The following is a 16,214-nucleotide window of genomic DNA, read 5'->3' as shown; positions in this document are numbered from 1 at the left end:
CTGCGGTGGAAATCATCGTCTATGCTTTATGCGATTGGTTGAACTGGAACGCCTTCCTGAAGGAACTGAATCCCCGAAAGGATGACCTTGTCACCAGGATTCAAACCTTGCAGAACCGGATAGGTATTCCCCAACGTCTCGCCAAGTGACACAGGAACCTGGTGCGCAGAATATTTGCCGTCCTTTTCAGCAGCCACAAAAACGAACGCCTGACCGCCCACTCGTGTCACGGCAAGCACCGGAACCACAGGGGACGGATTCGTATTCCACGTCACACGAGCCTTGACCAGCTGTTCTGTACGCAGCTTCGTGCCACGTGGGATCGGGGCCTTGGCAAGGATGCTCTGCAGACCGTTGTCTACCTGGGGCGAAAGGAAGTTGATGGTCGACTTCGTAACGACGTTCCCATCGCTGTCCAGAATATCGACGGCAAGACCGGTACGAATCTGCGCAGCGCGCTCTGTTGGGACGTAGATGTAGGCTTCCAGATCGACATTCTCATCCACCGTAGTCAGCAACGTCGTCGGCGAAACATAATCGCCCACATGGACCGGGATGTCTCCCACAATTCCTGTAAACGGAGCGCGAATCTGGTAGTACGCCAGCTGCTGCTTCTGCGTATCCGTCAGAGCCGCATTCGCCTCATAATCTGCCTTTGAATTTTCATAGGCCTGGATGGCTTGATCGTAAGCATCCCGTGAGACGACACCGGCCTCGTACAACTTGCGTTGCCGCTCAACCTGAATCTTGTTGTAGTCGTAGAGCGCCTTTTTCTGCGCCTGAGTTCCCTGCTGTGATTGCACCGTCGCAGCCTGCTTCAGCGGATCGATCTGCATCATCACCTGGCCGGCTTTTACCATGTCTCCCGACTTGACCAAAATGCGCGTAAGGTTGCCATCCACCTGTGGCTGCATCGTTGCAGAGCGGCGGCCCTTAATCGTCGATACGTACGTATCCGTAGTGGCTACCGGAGAAAACGTGATCGACGCAACCTTAACCGGCATCGCCTGCGGCGGGGCAGCAGCAGGAGCCTGACGGCTGCAGCCGGAAAGAGCCAGACCAGCAACGCCTATAGAGGCAAGCAGAACGTAATTTTTCAACTTCATCTCGGGCAAGGTACATCTCCTTCGAACTGGCAAATATGCCTGTCTATAGCGTGTCGGCCAATGCACAAAGCCCAGCAATCTGATCTATGCAGAAATCGACTTTTTTGCCAGGCTTTGGATTTCCCCTTTAGATGCTATCCAAATCTCGAACGATGCGGAAAAGGTTAACTTTGCTCCGGCTCCACACTACGAAAAACAAAGGGATTGAAGTTTTCATGACGGTCAAAGGCATCGGCATGTTCGGCTCTCTTCAGCCACCCGATGACCAGATACGTTATTGGAGTCGCCAGGACCTCGTAGCCCACCTTCAAAAAATAGCCGGTCAAAATCATGTTTCCCAGCGTTGAAAGCGGAACCGTCCCTACAAAGGTCAGGAAAACGACGAGTGTCGTGTCGATAGCCTGTCCCACGATAGTCGAACCAATCGTCCGCGTCCAAAGTTTGCTCCCGTTTGTCAGCAACTTGAGACGCGCCATCGTATAGGAGTTCGCGAACTCTCCAGCCCAGAACGCCAAAAGGCTCGCCGCAAGGATGCGCGGAATGAAGCTGAAAACTGCCGAAAACGCCTGCTGGTTATGCCATCCCGGGGCAGGCGGCAGGGCAATTGTAGCCGCACCCATCACATAGAGAAGCACCGTGCCAAAGAAGCCCAACCAGATCGCGCGACGCGACGCCGAAAACCCATAGACCTCCGTAAAGACATCAGCAAAGATATAGGTGATCGGAAATAACAGAATCGCCCCACTCACGGCGAAAGGACCAATCTGACAAACCTTCTGCGCCACAAGATTGGAGACAAGCAGGATGACGACAAACGCAGTCGTCAAAGCATCAAGATACTTGTACCGCACAGCAGCAACTGGCATGTTTACATCATAGGGCGTATAGACCCGCCGAATCAGAATGCAGAAGAAGTGGTTTGGCGTCCCCGACGGGATTCGAACCCGTGTTATCGCCGTGAAAGGGCGGTGTCCTGGGCCGGGCTAGACGACGGGGACGTAACGCTCACATGGGTGAAGCAATAACCTAACGCTACCAACATCGATTTGTGGTGTCAAAAACACGCTTCCTTGCAGTATCTAAGGTACTTCCTTCAATTTTCGCGCTTCTTGCGGATGTTATCCTTGAAGTACAAATCCTCCCTTCGGGTGTTCTATGAAATTTGGCGTCCTTGTCTTCCCAGGCTCGAACTGCGACCACGATACCTACAACGTCGTCGAGAACCTCGTCGGGCAGCCCGTCACCTTCCTCTGGCATGCCTCCTCCGACCTCGAAGGCTGCGACGCCATCCTTGTCCCCGGCGGCTTTGCCTACGGCGACTACCTCCGCACCGGAGCCATCGCCAAGTTCGCCCCCATCATGCAGTCCGTCACAAAGTTCGCCAACAACGGCGGACTCGTTCTGGGAATCTGCAACGGCTTCCAGATTCTCTGCGAGTCCGGTCTACTCCCCGGCGCACTCATGCGCAATGCAGGACAGAACTATATCTGCAAGCAGGTCCACCTCCGCACTGAGACGATCGATTCGCCCTTCACGCACAGCCTCGCCAAAGGCCGCGTCCTCCAGATGCCCATTGGCCACATGGAAGGCAACTACTTCTGTGACGTCGACACCCTTGCCCGGCTCAACGCACAGGATCGCATCGCCTTTCGCTACGCCACCACCTCAGGCGAGGTCACAAAGCAGGCCAACCCCAACGGCTCGCTCGAGAACATCGCCGGCATCCTCAGCGAAGGCCGCAACGTTCTCGGCATGATGCCGCACCCGGATCGCTCCAGCGAAACGCTGCTCGGCTCCGCCGACGGTCTCCTCCTCTTCAAAGCCATGGCCGAGTCATTAGCTACGGCAGCGAAGTAATCCGAATAGTGTCATCTTGAGCGAGCGCAACAAATAAGGATCTGCGCTTTCATCTCTCTTCCTACACCAGGTGGTAGCCTGAACAGCGATGATTGACATCCATCATCACCTTCTCTGGAACCAGGACGACGGCGCAACCAGCCTCGATCTCTCGCTTGAGATGGCACGTCTCGCCGCAGCCGACGGCATCACCCACGTCGCCTGCACCCCGCACGCCAACGGACACTGGAACTACGTTCCCGAGATCATCGACGAAAAGATCGCGCAGCTCCAGCGCCTCATTACAACCGAAGGCATCCAGCTCAAACTCGGCCGCGGCTGCGATTTCCACATGTCGTACGACAACATCCAGCACGCACATGAGGACCCCACCCGTTTTAGCATCAACCGCGGTAGCTACCTCCTGATCGAAATTCCCGACTTCACCGTTCCCCGCACTCTCGGCGAAACCTTCTACCAGATGCAGCTCGACGGCCTCATCCCCATCCTCACCCATCCCGAGCGCAACCCCACGCTCCAGAACGAGCCCGATCGCATCGTCGAGTGGCTCCGCGCCGGCGTCCTCGTCCAGGTCACTGCTGGCTCCGTCACCGGACACATGGGGCGCAAGGCCGAAAAGATGGCCCACGATCTCCTCTCCAAACGCTGGGTCCACTTCCTCGCCACCGACGCCCACAACGTCAGCTCGCGCCCACCCAAATTGCGTGACGCCCATAACCTCGTCGCGCAAAAATACACTCCCGAATACGCGCATCTGCTCTGCGTCTCCAACCCGCTCGCCGCCTTCAACAACACGCCGCTCGGTCCGCAACCGGAACCCATCGACCTCTACGAAGACGAAGAGCCCGGTAGAAGCTGGTGGCAACGCCTCCTCCGCCGCTAATCCCACTGTTCGTAACTTACTGCCTTATAAGAAGGATCATTCCGAGCGAGCCCGGGCAAGCGAAGCGCGTCGAAGGGGATCCGAGGAACCCCCGTATTTCTTTGCAGGATGCGAACCAGAGCAAAGTCATCTCTGCAGAAGTTATCCTTCCCTTGTGCATCCTGCGCTCTCCATCGCACTGCTCCCGACAGACGCCAGCGCACATGGGCGTGCGCTCGACCAGCACCTCCTCCTCAACCTCTGGATCATCGCTGCTCTCGCTACGCTCGCGCACCTTATCCTCCTCATCGGACTCTTCGCCAAACGAAACGCCACCCCGCGCCATCTCTGGGCCATCGAATACCTCCCACTCGCGCTCCTCGCCACACTTTTCGCCACACTAGGCATCCGCGCCGAACGCCTCTGGGCCGCCACACGCTACACCGGAGCTTCTCACGAAGCCATGCAGGTCGAAGCCACAGGACTCCAGTTCGCCTGGTACTTCCGCTATCCCGGCCCCGACGCCACCTTCGGCATCACGCGACCCCAGCTCGCCGACGCCTCCACCGGCAACCCCGTCGGCATCGACCCCACCGACCCGCACTCGACCGACGACATCGTCGCCTCCGAGCTCGTCTTACCAGTCAACCGAGAGGTGGACCTCGCCCTTCGCGCGCAGGACGTCATCCACGGTTTCGCCGTCCCAGAACTACGTCTCAAACAAAACGCCATCCCCGGCGAAACCATCCACATCCACTTCACCCCCACCGCTCCCGGAACCTACGCCATTCTCTGCACCCAACTCTGCGGCCTCGGCCACTACCGCATGAGCGCCAACCTCCGCGTCCTGCCGCCCGAAGACTTTCAGGCCTGGCTCAAGAAAAAGCAGGAGGCAGCGCACCAATGACGTTCCCGCAATCAGTGTCATTCCGAGCGGAGTGTGTAGCGCGTAGTCGAGGAACCTCCGCATTTCTTCACAGGATGCCTACACGTATTTACCGATTCGAGGCCGTCGCATGACGCACCTCTTCTCCACCGATCACCGCACCATCGGCCGCCAGTACCTCACGCTCGCGCTCATCGCCGTCATCACCGGCACGCTTCTCTCGCTACTCATGCGCACGCACCTCGTCTGGCCCTCATGGAAGCTCCCGCTCCACGGTTCCATCCTGCCGGAGGACTATCTCTCGCTCGTTACCCTGCACGGCACCATCATGCTTTTCTTCGTGCTCACCACCGCACCGCAATCAGGATTCGGCAATCTCATCCTGCCTTCACAGATCGGTGCGCAGCACATGGCCTTCCCTCGCCTCAATGCATTCAGCTTCTGGCTCACCGCACTCGCCTTCGCTGTTCTGCTTTCCTCACCCTTCGTCTACGAAGGCGCCGCCATCTCTGGCTGGACAGCCTATCCCCCACTCAGCGCCATCCCCTCCGCAGGTCCCGGCCAGGGACTTGGCATGGATCTCTGGCTCGCCTCCATCGCCATCTTCTCCATCGCCTCCACCATCAACTCCATCAACACCCTCGTCACCATCATCCGTCTTCGCTGCAAAGGCATGACCTGGGACCGCCTCCCGCTCACCGTCTGGGGGTGGTTCACTGCCGCGCTGCTCAGTGTCCTCGCCTTCTCCGTCCTGCTCGCTGCCCTGCTGCTTCTCTTCTGCGACCGCCACGCCGGGACCGCCTTCTTCATCCCGCCCGGCGACCAGGTATCCGGCGTCATCCACGCCGCCGGACACCCCGGCAACGGCTCTCCGCTCCTCTGGCTTCACCTCTTCTGGTTCTTCGGACACCCCGAGGTCTACATCGCCATCCTCCCCGGCATGGGACTCACCTCCATGGTCCTCGCCAACTTCAGCCGCCGCCCCGTCGTCGCCTACCGGCTCATGATTGCCACCACTCTCGCCATTGGTGTCCTCGGCATCCTCCTCTGGGGACATCACATGTTCGTCGCCGGACTCAACCCCTTTGCCTCGACGGCCTTTTCCATCACCACGCTCGTCATCGCTCTCCCCGCCTCCGCCAAAGTCCTTAGCTGGATCGCCACCATCTGGCGCTCACGCCCGCACTACACCACCGCCATGCTCTTCTCCCTCGGCTTCGTCTCCCTCTTCATCACCGGAGGCCTCTCCGGCCCCATCCTCGCCCAGCCCATCCTCGACGAATACCTGCACAATACCTTCTTCGTCGTCGCGCACTTCCACCTCATCATGGCCATGGCCGGCGTCTTCTCACTCTTCGCCGCCACCTACTACTGGTTCCCGCTCATCAGCCGCGGACGCCTCCTCTCCGAACGCCTCGGCCGCTGGCACTTCTGGCTCACCCTCTACGGCGCATACAACACCTTCTTCCCCATGCACTTCACGGGGCTCGCCGGAGAACCCCGCCACTACGCCCAACTCACCCAGATCCCGAACGCCGCCGGACACCTTCTCGCCGCCACCCTCCCCCTCAACCTCCACATCACCACTTCCGCCTTCATCCTCGCCGCCTCGCAGCTCATCTTCCTCGTCAACCTCGTCCGTAGCTTTCGCCACGGCGAAGCCACGCCTGCCAATCCATGGCAGGCCACCACCCTTGAGTGGTACCCCTGCTTCAACCTTCCCACCGAGCCACTCATGGCCCACCGCCCACCCTGCCAGTACATCGTCACCGCTTCCGGAGACGAATCATTCCTCCCGCAATGGATCGAAGACGCCTCTGTTGACATCAAAAGCATCAAACGAGAGTAAGCTATTTGTGCGTTCCTTTCTGCGAGAGGCCGTCCATGCCGTCCACCATCACCCCTATCAATACTGAGCGCGATAAAAAGCGTCACCTCGACGACCACGAGGGGGGCCACGGTCGGCGTCCACCAACCGACAAGCGAACCGGCGGCGGTGGTGACAACGACAACTGGAACGATCGTCCTCAGGGACGCCGCGGGCCCCGCGAAAAACTCAGCCGCGCCCGTCTTGGACTCTTCTTCGCCCTCGCCGGCGACCTCATGTTCTTCGTCGCCATCGTCAGCGCCTTCTTCGTCGCGCAGAACTCCAGCCATATCGACGTCTACAACCGATACGTCAACCAGTGGCTGCCCACAGCCATCCCGCCGATCCTCTGGCTCAACACCGCCGTCCTTATCCTTAGCTCCGTCACCATGGAAGTCGCACGCCGCAGCATGTTCCGCGAAACCGACGTCATGGACGAATGGCTCGGCATCGGCAAGCCGCTCACCCGCCGCGTCCTTCCGTGGCTCGTGGCCACCACGGCCCTCGGCCTCCTCTTCCTCGCCGGACAAGCCGTCGCCTGGCATCAGCTCAACATCCAGCACGTCTTCTTCAGCTCAAACCCGTCGAGCCACTTCTTCTACCTCATCACCTACACCCACGCCATCCATCTCTTCCTCGGCATCGGAGCTCTCATCGCTGCGCTCACCGCACTCTATGCCTCACGCCTGCTCGAGACCCGCCAGATCCTCATCGACTGCACCGCCTGGTACTGGCACGCCATGGGACTCTTCTGGATCTTCCTCTTCGCCCTCCTCGCCTTCTTCCAGTAATGAAGCATCTCCGGATCGCACTGTTCTTCACCACCATGGCACTCACAACGACATACACCCACGCACAGGGGTGCACCCAGTGCCGCGACAACACCGCAGGAACTCCACCCGCCACCCAGCGTGCCTACCGTCACGCCATCATCCTGCTCACAGCAACAGCCACCGGCATCTTCGCAAGCGCACTCTTCCTCATCCGTCGCAACCAATAGCTTCACCACCGATGTGTCATTCCGAGCGATCCTGAGCAAGCGAAGCGCGTCGAAGGGGAGCCGAGGAACCCCCGCATTTTTTCTCCACGTCACCAAAGCCTGGTGCTCATGTCAGCACCAAGCCACGAATCCGCACCACCCTCTGCTAGCATTAAAGTTTGACCACCATCATGACCAGCACCAATACTGAAGCTCCCATCCGCGTCCGCATCGCTCCCTCCCCCACAGGCGACCCCCACGTCGGCACCGCCTACATCGGCCTGCTCAACTACATCTACGCGCGCCAGCGCGGCGGCAAATTTATCCTCCGTATCGAGGACACCGACCGCACCCGCTTCGTCCCCACCTCCGAGCAGATGATCTTCGACTCCCTCCGCTGGCTCGGCCTCAACTGGGACGAAGGCCCGGACACCGGTGGCCCCTTCGGCCCCTACCGCCAGTCCGAGCGCACCGAAATCTACCGCGAGCACGCCGACATCCTGCTCAAAAACGGCACCGCCTACCGCTGCTTCTGCACCCCCGAAGAGCTCGACGACATCCGCAAGCAGCAGCTTGCCGCCAAACTGCCCCCGCGCTATCCCGGCACCTGCCGTCACCTCACCGCCGATCAGATTGCCGCGAATGAAGCCGCGGGCAAGCCCTTCACCATCCGCCTCGCCGTCCCTCCACACGGCAACGACCTCACCGCGTCGACCACCTTCCGCGACGAGCTCCGCGGCAACATCACCTTCGAGCACGGCAACGTCGACGATCAGGTCCTTCTCAAATCCGACGGCTTCCCCACCTACCACCTCGCCAATGTCGTCGACGATCACCTCATGCAGATCACCGACGTCATCCGTGCCGAGGAGTGGATCTCCTCCACGCCCAAACACGTCCTGCTCTACAAAGCCTTCGGCTGGCAGGCTCCGCGCTTCTGGCACATGCCTCTGCTGCGTAACCTCGATAAGTCCAAAATCTCCAAGCGCAAAAATCCCGTTTCGCTCATCTACTATCGCGACTCCGGCTACCTCCCCGAGGCCATCATCAACTTCCTCGGTCTCATGGGCGGAGGCATGCCCGCCGACTTCGCCGGCGCCGATGGCGTCATCGAAAAGTTCACTCTCGCCGAGATGGTCGAGCACTTCGTCTTCACCAACATCCGCGTCGGCGGCCCCGTCTTCGACCTCACCAAGCTCAAGTGGCTCAACGGCGAGTACCTCCGTAAACTCTCCCCCGAAGACTTCTTCCTCGCCGTCCGCACCCGCGTCTTCGGCGACGATTACCTCCGCCACATCGCCGCACTCATGCAGAACCGCATCGAGACGCTCACCCAGTTCGGTGACCTCACCGGCTTCTTCTTCTCCGATAACGTCCTCCCCACACCCGACGTCTGGGTCCCCAAAAAGCGCACCCCTGAAGACACACTCGTCTTCGCACAGGATCAGCTAGCCACACTCGAAGCCACCGACTGGAACCACGACGCCCTCGAAGCCGCACTCAAAAAACTCGGCGAAGAAAAGCAGTGGTCGGTCAAAGAAAACTTCATGCTCCTCCGTGCCATCATTACCGGCAGCACGATGTCTCCACCGCTGCTCGAAAGCATGATCGTCTTCGGCAAAGCCCGCTCGCTAGACCGAGTCCGCCGCTTCCTCGAAGCCCAGAAGAAATCAGCGAACAAGAAGTAACGCATTGAAAAGAGGCAGCGTACTGTGCTGCCTCTTTCATTACAAACTTGTCACTCCGTTGTCACCTCTTCGAAATAAACGCCCACTAGCCTCGCTCAGCAGTTATCACTTCCTTTTGCGAGGCTCCCCATGGCAACTGACCGCCGCTCCTTTCTGCAGCTCCTCGCTGCAGGTGCCGTCACCGCGTCCTTCCCTTCCAGCATCGCCCGCGCTCTGGAAATCCCCGCCAACAACCGCACCGGCTCCATCGAAGATGTCGAGCACATCGTCTTCATGATGCAGGAGAACCGTTCCTTCGATCACTACTTCGGCACCCTCCGCGGCGTCCGCGGCTTCGGCGACCCCCGCGCCGTCACCCTCGCCAATGGAAACCCCGTCTGGCAGCAGCCCAGCAACGGCAACAACTATGTCCTTCCCTTCCACCCAGGAGCACCCAACCTCGGCCTGCAGTTCCTCGAAGACCTCGCCCACGACTGGGACACCACGCACGCCGCCTGGAATCACGGCAACAACGACCAGTGGGTGCCGCAGAAGGGCTCCACCACCATGGCTTACCTCACGCGCAGTGACATCCCCTTCCACTACGCCCTTGCCGATGCCTTTACCGTCTGCGACGCCTACCACTGCTCGCTCCTCGGACCCACCGACCCCAACCGCTACCACATGTGGACCGGATGGGTCGGCAACGACGGCAAGAACGGCGGCCCCGTCATCGACAACGCCGAAGCCGGCTACGACTGGTCCACCTACCCCGAGCTGCTCGAAAAAGCCGGCATCTCCTGGAAGATCTATCAGGACATCGGAGAAGGTCTCGACGCAACGGGCTCTTGGGGATGGACCGGCGACAACGCCTACATCGGCAACTACGGCGACAACTCACTGCTCTACTTTCACCAGTACCAGAACGCACCGCAGGGCTCGCCTCTCGCCGACAAGGCTCGAACCGGCACCAACATCCTCAAGGGCGGCACGCTCTTCGACATCTTCAAGCAGGACGTCTCCTCCGGCAATCTCCCGCAGGTCTCGTGGATCGCCGCTCCCGAAGCCTACACCGAACACCCCAACTGGCCCGCCAACTACGGCGCCTGGTACGTCTCGCAAATCCTCGATATCCTCACCGCCAATCCCGACGTCTGGAGCAAGACCGTCTTCTTCCTCATGTACGACGAGAACGACGGCTTCTTCGATCACATGCCTCCACCCGTCCCGCCACAAACCCGCACACAAGGCATCTCCACCGTCCCCATCACCAACGAAATCTTCCCCGGCAGCGCTACCTATCCCGCAGGCCCCTACGGCCTCGGCATGCGCGTTCCCATGGTCGTCATCTCTCCGTGGAGCAAAGGCGGCTGGGTTAACTCCGAGGTCTTCGACCACACCTCACTCATCCGCTTCATCGAACGACGCTTCGGCAGACAGCATTCCGGAATCAAGGAACCCAACATAACCCCCTGGCGTCGCGCCGTCGCCGGAGATCTTACCTCCGCTTTCAACTTCGCTACACCAAACGCAGCAACGGTTCCGCTACCCAGCACCGTTGCCTATCTCCCGCCCGACAACAAAAAGCATCCCGACTACAAACCAGCTCCGCCAACCGATCAGACCATGCCCGTACAGGAACCCGGAACACGTCCCGCACGCGCTCTCCCCTACCGGCCATTCGTCCACGGACACGTCAAAAACAACGCCGTCTCCCTTACCTTCGGCAATACCGGCAAAGCCGCTATCGTCTATCACGTGCGCTCCGGCAACACACAAACCGGCCCATGGACCTATACTGTCGGGCCTTATGCCGAAGTCTCCGATCAATGGACAAACAACCAGAACGCCTATGATCTTTCGGTCTACGGCCCAAACGGATTCCTCCGCTCCTTCAAAGGAAGCTTCTCCGGCGAGGGCAAGGCAAACCTCGAAGTCCACACGCGCAACAACGACGACCACGCAGCCATCTCACTCGAGATCACCAACTGCTCCGCAACAACTCAGATCAGCATCACCGATGTCTACACCGGCGAAAAAATCTCCCACAAGATCGAATCCGGTGAATCGCTCAATAAATACTGGAACCTCAAAAAAACTTACGGCTGGTACGACTTCATCGTCGAAGTCGACTCCGACTCCACCTTCCAGCAACGCATCGCCGGCCATGTGGAAACGGACGAAGACAGCATGACCGACCCGGCCATCGCAGTCGTAAAACAATAAGCTTGAAAAAAAGAAGCGGGCCTCGCATTTCTCGAGGCCCGCTCCATCTCCCCGCTAAAATAGAAGCAATGCCCGCATCAATCGAAACACCCACCACCGAAGCCGGCCTCCTCTCCTCCCTCGTTCCGCTTCAAACCGCCCTTACAAATCACTCTCTCTACCGCTCCATCCATTCCCTCGAAGCGCTGCACCTCTTCATGCAGTCGCACGTCTACGCTGTCTGGGACTTTATGTCGCTCCTCAAAGCCCTCCAGTGCAACCTCACCTGCGTCGATGTGCCATGGACTCCCTCCGCCGACCCCGTCTCCCGCCGTCTCATCAACGAGATCGTCCTCGGCGAGGAGAGCGACGAGTACCAGGGTCAGCCTCTCTCCCACTACGAGCTCTACCTCCACGCCATGCAGAGCTGCGGCGCCGACATCGCCCCTATGAACGCCCTCCTCGCCTCGCTCGCCTCCGGCACGCCCCTCGACCAAGCCCTCGCCGCCATCCCCTCCGAAGCCGCAGCCTTCGTGCGCACCACCTTCCAGATCATCGCGACCGGACAGCCCCACCGCATCGCTGCCGCCTTCACCTTCGGCCGCGAAGACCTCATCCCCGAGATGTTCACGCAGTTCATCCGCAACCTCGACAACCAACTCCCCGGACGCATTGCTCCCTTCCGCTTCTACCTCGAGCGCCACATCGAACTCGACGGCGACGAGCACGGTCCCAAGGCGCTCGCCATGATGCGCCACCTCTGCCCCACCCCACAGCACTGGGCCGAGGCCGCAGAAACCGCCGCCGAAGCGCTGGAAGCCCGTATCGCCCTGTGGGACGGCATCCACACTCGCATCCGCAGCAGCTAGTCTCTTCAGCCCCTCAACCGGCACCTCTCTTCCTGAGCAAGCCAAGCGGGTCGAAGGGGAACCGAGGATTTCGCAGGATGCCGCACCTGCGAGACGCTCGGCCTGACCGCACCCGCCACTCCCAACCCTGTCAAGTGCCAAAATGGCTTATCCCATTCATTCCATGTTGTTTATCGAGTGCCGATTTACCCCATCTAATCTGTCACAATAGAAGAAGTAGACGAGAAAAACAGATGGGTTACCGCTTCGAAGCGGTAACCCATCTGTTTTGAATACTTTACAAATAAGCATCGACTTATGAATACTTTACGCAAATCATAAGGGGAGGGGGTCAGCCATTGCGGAACATCTGCTTGATGCCGCGAAGCGCCTGCCGCGTCCGCTCCTCGTTCTCAATCAACGAAAAGCGCACATGACCGTCTCCATGCTCGCCAAAACCGACACCCGGCGATACCGCAACCTTCGCCTCCGTCAGCAGCTTCTTTGAGAATTCAATCGAGCCCAGCGCACGATACCGCTCCGGAATCTTCGCCCAGGCAAACATGGTCGCCTTCGGCAGCTCGACCGGCCAGCCCAGCTTGTTCAACCCCGGCACCAGAACATCGCGCCGCGCCTTGTAGTTATCGACAATCTCTTTTACGCACTCCTGCGGCCCTTCCAGCGCCTGGATCGAAGCCACCTGGATCGGCGTAAACGTCCCATAGTCGAAGTAGCTCTTGATCCGCCCCAGCGCATACACCAGCTTCTTGTTCCCTACCATGAAGCCCACACGCCAGCCGGGCATGTTGTAGCTCTTCGACAACGTGAAGAACTCGACTGCAATATCCTTCGCGCCCGGAACCTCCAGCACGCTCGGCGCACGATAGCCGTCGAACACCAGGTCCGCATACGCAAGATCGTGGATAAGGTAGATACCCAGCTCCTTGCACAGCGCCACCACGCGCTCGAAGAAAGCGAGATCGACCGTCTGCGCCGTCGGATTCGACGGAAAGTTCAGAATCAGCAGCTTCGGACGCGGATTCATCTTCGGCAGCTCCGCCTCGAGCCGCGCCAGAATATCGTCTGCATTGGCCGCATCCGCAATATTGATGCTCTGCACCCGCGAGCCCGCAATCACCGGCCCGAAGATGTGAATCGGATAGCTCGGATTCGGCACCGCAACCGTGTCCGCATCGTCGAGCACCGCCAGACAAAGATGCGCGATGCCCTCCTTCGAGCCGATCGTCACGATCGCCTCGGTTTCGGGGTCGATATCGACGTTATAGCGCGTCTTGTACCAGTTCGAAATCGCGCGCCGCAGCCGCGGAATGCCTCGCGAAAGTGAATAGCGATGCGTCTGCGTCTTCTGCGCCGCCTCAATCAGCTTGTCGACGATATTCTTTGGCGTCGCGCCATCGGGATTTCCCATCCCGAAGTCGATAATGTCTTCACCCCGCTTGCGAGCCGCAGCCTTCATCTCGCTGGTGATGTTGAAAACATACGCGGGTAGTCTGGTCAGCCTTCTGAACTCTTCCATTGCCTCAGCTCTTTTGTCTGGTGGAACTCGCTTCATCATGCCACCGCGTCTTGCCGCAGCGGCTGTGGATTGCGCTCGGGAATCGCCTTTGCCACCCTTGATGAATCAGGCCGCAAAGGCTATCGCGCCAGCGCTCCCGCAGCCTTCGCCGTTAACACGAACTCCACCGGAAGGCTCTTCGGCGGATAACACGCCGCGTTATCGCACGCCTGGTAATGCAGAACACCCTGAACCGTGTGCGAACCCGCCGCAGCAACCACAGGAATCTTCACCGTGAACGTTCCTGTATAAACATCCAGCTTCTCGCCCGGCTCAAAACTAAAGCTGAAAGCCGTTCCCGCGGGATACTCCACTGCCGATGCCGTAACACCGGCCGCTGGCTGCAACGTCAGATTCGTCGGAATCAGCAGCTCCGATTTCGGCGTGTGCGAGTTCACATGAAATCCATCGTTGACCTTGAAGTGCAGCTCTACAGTGCTCTTCTTCCCCGCCGTCACAACCTGCTCATCCGAAGCAAACACAATGTACTGCTTCGTCTTCACAACCGAAGAAGTCAGCGATCCTGACTGCGCCGCAGCAACACCCATCGACAGACCAGCCAGCGATATACCGAGCAGAAGCCTTCGCATCACTGTCCACCTGCCTGAGACGGCGCGCCCGATGCAATCGTCTTCCTGATATTCGCCTCAATCTGATCCTTCGAGCCAAGTCCTGCAGTCTGCTCCACAATCACGCCGTTGCGGTCCACATAGAACGACATCGGCAGAACGTCCAGGCCGCCGTAAGCCGTCTGCACCTTGCCATCCGTCAGCAGAATCGGATACGTAACACCAGCTTTTGAAGCAACCTTAGCGATTGCATCCTTGCCTGCATCCACGTCATCCGCCAGGCCGAGAATCTCAAAACCCTGCGCAGCATACTGCTTGCGGAACTGTTCGAACCACGGCATCTCCACCTTGCACGGCCCGCACCATGTCGCCCAGAAGTTCACCAGCACCGGACGGCCTTTGTAGTCGGCCAGCGAAACCTTTTTCCCCTCAAGACTCGTCAGCGCAAACGCGGGAGCAGCCTTGCCGCGCATCACTGGCATCTCACCTGCCTGCTCCCCGGCCTCGCCCTGCTTTTCAGGAATCAGCACCACCTGCCGGTCGCGGGCCTGCTGCATGGCCAGCCTGCGCTCGCGCAGGTTGTGCCAGCCCGCCCACAGCAACAGCGCGATGCCCACCACCATCACGCTCAGAATCAGAACTCTCCGCATCGCCGCCTACGCCCTTCCGCCTGCGTTACCGGCAGTGATTTGCCGCAAACAGGCTGTCTCTTTCAGTTTAGACGCAAAGCTCGTTTCGTGGGCGCAGCTATGCATCGGCTCTGCTCTGCTAACCTCAATAAGGTCAAAGATGTCCGACACAAATCTCACCTCCGCGCGCCCGTCCGATTTCGTTCGCATCGAAGCCGCAGCGCTCAACGAGCTTGCTCTTCGCCTCGATGGCCCCATGCTCACCGCCTTCAACCAGGCCGTTGAGCTGCTCCTCAATTCCATCGCGCACCAGAACCGTGTCGTCGTAACCGGCATCGGCAAGAGCGGCATTATCGCCCGCAAGCTGGCCGCCACACTACGCTCCACCGGGACACCCGCACATTACCTCCATCCCTCCGAAGCCGTACATGGCGACCTCGGTATGCTCTCGCACGGTGACACCGTCATCGTCCTCTCCGCCAGCGGCGAAACCGAGGAGCTTCTGCGCCTCCTTCCTCTCCTCAAGCGGCTGGCCGACAAGCTCATTACCTTCTGCGGTGCGGCAGCATCAACGCTGGCTCAGGCCAGCGATGTCGTCCTCGATACCAGCGTCTCCACCGAAGCCTGCCCGCACAATCTCGCGCCCACAGCCTCCACAACCGTCATGCTCGCCCTCGGCGATGCCCTCGCCCTCGAAGTCAGCCAGCGCCGCGGATGGAAGCCCGAAGACTTCGCCGAGCTGCATCCCGGCGGAAGGCTGGGCAAGCGCCTGGCTCGCGTGGGCGAGCTGATGCACACCGGCGACGCTTTGCCCCGCGTCCTGCCCGCAACGCCCATGCCGCAGGTCATCTACGAGATGTCGCGTCGCAAGCTTGGCATGACCACCGTGCTCGACACAGACAACCTCCTGCTCGGCATGATCTCCGACGGCGACCTGCGCCGCCTGCTGGAGCGCGACGGGGGACGCGCGCTCGACCACACTGCCGCCGAGATCATGAACCCGCACCCCATCACCATCGCAGCCTCCGCCTTTGCCTCTTCTGCACTCGCTCTGATGGAGGAGAAGAAGATCACCTCGCTGATCGTCACCTCTCCCGAAGGCCGTGCCGAAGGAGTTCTGCACCTGCACGATCTGTGGACGCTGGAACTCATCTAGCCGGGGG

Annotated in this window: 15 protein-coding genes and 1 tRNA gene; 10 read left to right on the top strand and 6 right to left on the bottom strand. The window is 59.8% G+C overall.

Translation table 11 applies throughout. From position 1 onward, the window contains the following. Nucleotides 1-26: 26 nt before the first annotated feature. The 3 genes from KFE13_RS18090 to KFE13_RS18080 all read right to left on the bottom strand — a co-directional run bounded on the left by KFE13_RS18090 (nucleotide 27) and on the right by KFE13_RS18080 (nucleotide 2,104). Nucleotides 27-1,106, bottom strand: coding sequence for an efflux RND transporter periplasmic adaptor subunit (locus KFE13_RS18090; protein WP_260706997.1), 1,080 nt, complete (start codon nucleotides 1,104-1,106; stop codon nucleotides 27-29). A gap of 164 nt (nucleotides 1,107-1,270) precedes the next feature. Beyond that, complete coding sequence (locus tag KFE13_RS18085) at nucleotides 1,271-1,972, bottom strand: queuosine precursor transporter (RefSeq protein ID WP_260704990.1); 702 nt, start codon at nucleotides 1,970-1,972, stop codon at nucleotides 1,271-1,273. A 54-nt stretch (nucleotides 1,973-2,026) separates the two neighbouring features. Then, nucleotides 2,027-2,104, bottom strand: a tRNA-Glu gene (locus tag KFE13_RS18080). Nucleotides 2,105-2,261: 157 nt separating this feature from the next. Here KFE13_RS18080 and purQ point away from each other — a divergent pair. The 9 genes from purQ to KFE13_RS18035 all read left to right on the top strand — a co-directional run bounded on the left by purQ (nucleotide 2,262) and on the right by KFE13_RS18035 (nucleotide 12,298). Next, on the top strand, nucleotides 2,262-2,963 hold the full coding sequence (gene purQ, locus KFE13_RS18075) for a phosphoribosylformylglycinamidine synthase subunit PurQ (protein WP_260704989.1): 702 nt from the start codon (nucleotides 2,262-2,264) through the stop codon (nucleotides 2,961-2,963). Between the two features lie 88 nt (nucleotides 2,964-3,051). Continuing rightward, complete coding sequence (locus KFE13_RS18070; RefSeq protein WP_260704988.1) at nucleotides 3,052-3,846, top strand: tyrosine-protein phosphatase; 795 nt, start codon at nucleotides 3,052-3,054, stop codon at nucleotides 3,844-3,846. A gap of 154 nt (nucleotides 3,847-4,000) precedes the next feature. Next, entirely contained in the window at nucleotides 4,001-4,732 is a 732-nt protein-coding gene (locus tag KFE13_RS18065; protein WP_260704987.1) for a cytochrome c oxidase subunit II, read from the top strand. Nucleotides 4,733-4,841: 109 nt separating this feature from the next. Further along, a complete protein-coding gene (locus KFE13_RS18060; protein ID WP_260704986.1) occupies nucleotides 4,842-6,560 on the top strand; it encodes a cytochrome c oxidase subunit I in 1,719 nt (572 codons plus the stop codon). Between the two features lie 35 nt (nucleotides 6,561-6,595). Continuing rightward, nucleotides 6,596-7,369, top strand: coding sequence for a cytochrome c oxidase subunit 3 (locus tag KFE13_RS18055; RefSeq protein ID WP_260704985.1), 774 nt, complete (start codon nucleotides 6,596-6,598; stop codon nucleotides 7,367-7,369). Then, nucleotides 7,369-7,578, top strand: a complete 210-nt coding sequence (locus tag KFE13_RS18050) for a hypothetical protein (protein ID WP_260704984.1) — start codon at nucleotides 7,369-7,371, stop codon at nucleotides 7,576-7,578. Before KFE13_RS18055 ends, KFE13_RS18050 begins: the two co-directional genes overlap by 1 nt. A 158-nt stretch (nucleotides 7,579-7,736) precedes the next feature. Beyond that, on the top strand, nucleotides 7,737-9,245 hold the full coding sequence (gene gltX, locus KFE13_RS18045) for a glutamate--tRNA ligase (protein WP_260704983.1): 1,509 nt from the start codon (nucleotides 7,737-7,739) through the stop codon (nucleotides 9,243-9,245). Between the two features lie 129 nt (nucleotides 9,246-9,374). Beyond that, complete coding sequence (locus tag KFE13_RS18040) at nucleotides 9,375-11,450, top strand: phosphocholine-specific phospholipase C (RefSeq protein ID WP_260704982.1); 2,076 nt, start codon at nucleotides 9,375-9,377, stop codon at nucleotides 11,448-11,450. Nucleotides 11,451-11,518: 68 nt separating this feature from the next. Then, nucleotides 11,519-12,298, top strand: a complete 780-nt coding sequence (locus KFE13_RS18035) for a DUF3050 domain-containing protein (protein ID WP_260704981.1) — start codon at nucleotides 11,519-11,521, stop codon at nucleotides 12,296-12,298. A 331-nt stretch (nucleotides 12,299-12,629) separates the two neighbouring features. On the opposite strand, the gene alaC is transcribed toward KFE13_RS18035, so the two are convergent. The 3 genes from alaC to KFE13_RS18020 form a co-directional block, all read right to left on the bottom strand. Further along, complete coding sequence (gene alaC, locus KFE13_RS18030; RefSeq protein WP_260704980.1) at nucleotides 12,630-13,814, bottom strand: alanine transaminase; 1,185 nt, start codon at nucleotides 13,812-13,814, stop codon at nucleotides 12,630-12,632. Nucleotides 13,815-13,933: 119 nt separating this feature from the next. Further along, nucleotides 13,934-14,443, bottom strand: coding sequence for a protein-disulfide reductase DsbD N-terminal domain-containing protein (locus KFE13_RS18025; protein ID WP_260704979.1), 510 nt, complete (start codon nucleotides 14,441-14,443; stop codon nucleotides 13,934-13,936). Next, nucleotides 14,443-15,072: a TlpA disulfide reductase family protein gene (locus KFE13_RS18020; RefSeq protein ID WP_260704978.1), complete on the bottom strand. Its 630-nt coding sequence runs from the start codon at nucleotides 15,070-15,072 to the stop codon at nucleotides 14,443-14,445. The genes KFE13_RS18025 and KFE13_RS18020 overlap by 1 nt, the downstream gene beginning before the upstream one ends. A 139-nt stretch (nucleotides 15,073-15,211) precedes the next feature. Between KFE13_RS18020 and KFE13_RS18015 the strand changes: the two genes are divergently transcribed. After that, a complete protein-coding gene (locus tag KFE13_RS18015) occupies nucleotides 15,212-16,207 on the top strand; it encodes a KpsF/GutQ family sugar-phosphate isomerase (RefSeq protein WP_260704977.1) in 996 nt (331 codons plus the stop codon). Nucleotides 16,208-16,214: the final 7 nt, after the last annotated feature.

It is taken from the genome of Edaphobacter flagellatus, from assembly GCF_025264665.1.
GTDB classification, from domain to species: Bacteria; Acidobacteriota; Terriglobia; order Terriglobales; family Acidobacteriaceae; genus Edaphobacter; species Edaphobacter flagellatus.
This window is presented reverse-complemented; position numbering and strand designations above follow the sequence as displayed.

Bases quoted from the DNA above. Each gene is read 5' to 3' on its own strand.
- KFE13_RS18090 (WP_260706997.1), bottom strand. From the start codon at position 1,106: ATGAAGTTGAAAAATTACGTTCTGCTTGCCTCTATAGGCGTTGCTGGT.
- KFE13_RS18055 (WP_260704985.1), top strand. From the start codon at position 6,596: ATGCCGTCCACCATCACCCCTATCAATACTGAGCGCGATAAAAAGCGT.
- KFE13_RS18025 (WP_260704979.1), bottom strand. From the start codon at position 14,443: ATGCGAAGGCTTCTGCTCGGTATATCGCTGGCTGGTCTGTCGATGGGT.
- KFE13_RS18020 (WP_260704978.1), bottom strand. From the start codon at position 15,072: ATGCGGAGAGTTCTGATTCTGAGCGTGATGGTGGTGGGCATCGCGCTG.
- purQ (WP_260704989.1), top strand. From the start codon at position 2,262: ATGAAATTTGGCGTCCTTGTCTTCCCAGGCTCGAACTGCGACCACGAT.
- KFE13_RS18060 (WP_260704986.1), top strand. From the start codon at position 4,842: ATGACGCACCTCTTCTCCACCGATCACCGCACCATCGGCCGCCAGTAC.
- KFE13_RS18070 (WP_260704988.1), top strand. From the start codon at position 3,052: ATGATTGACATCCATCATCACCTTCTCTGGAACCAGGACGACGGCGCA.
- alaC (WP_260704980.1), bottom strand. From the start codon at position 13,814: ATGGAAGAGTTCAGAAGGCTGACCAGACTACCCGCGTATGTTTTCAAC.
- KFE13_RS18015 (WP_260704977.1), top strand. From the start codon at position 15,212: ATGTCCGACACAAATCTCACCTCCGCGCGCCCGTCCGATTTCGTTCGC.
- KFE13_RS18050 (WP_260704984.1), top strand. From the start codon at position 7,369: ATGAAGCATCTCCGGATCGCACTGTTCTTCACCACCATGGCACTCACA.
- KFE13_RS18035 (WP_260704981.1), top strand. From the start codon at position 11,519: ATGCCCGCATCAATCGAAACACCCACCACCGAAGCCGGCCTCCTCTCC.
- KFE13_RS18040 (WP_260704982.1), top strand. From the start codon at position 9,375: ATGGCAACTGACCGCCGCTCCTTTCTGCAGCTCCTCGCTGCAGGTGCC.
- KFE13_RS18085 (WP_260704990.1), bottom strand. From the start codon at position 1,972: ATGCCAGTTGCTGCTGTGCGGTACAAGTATCTTGATGCTTTGACGACT.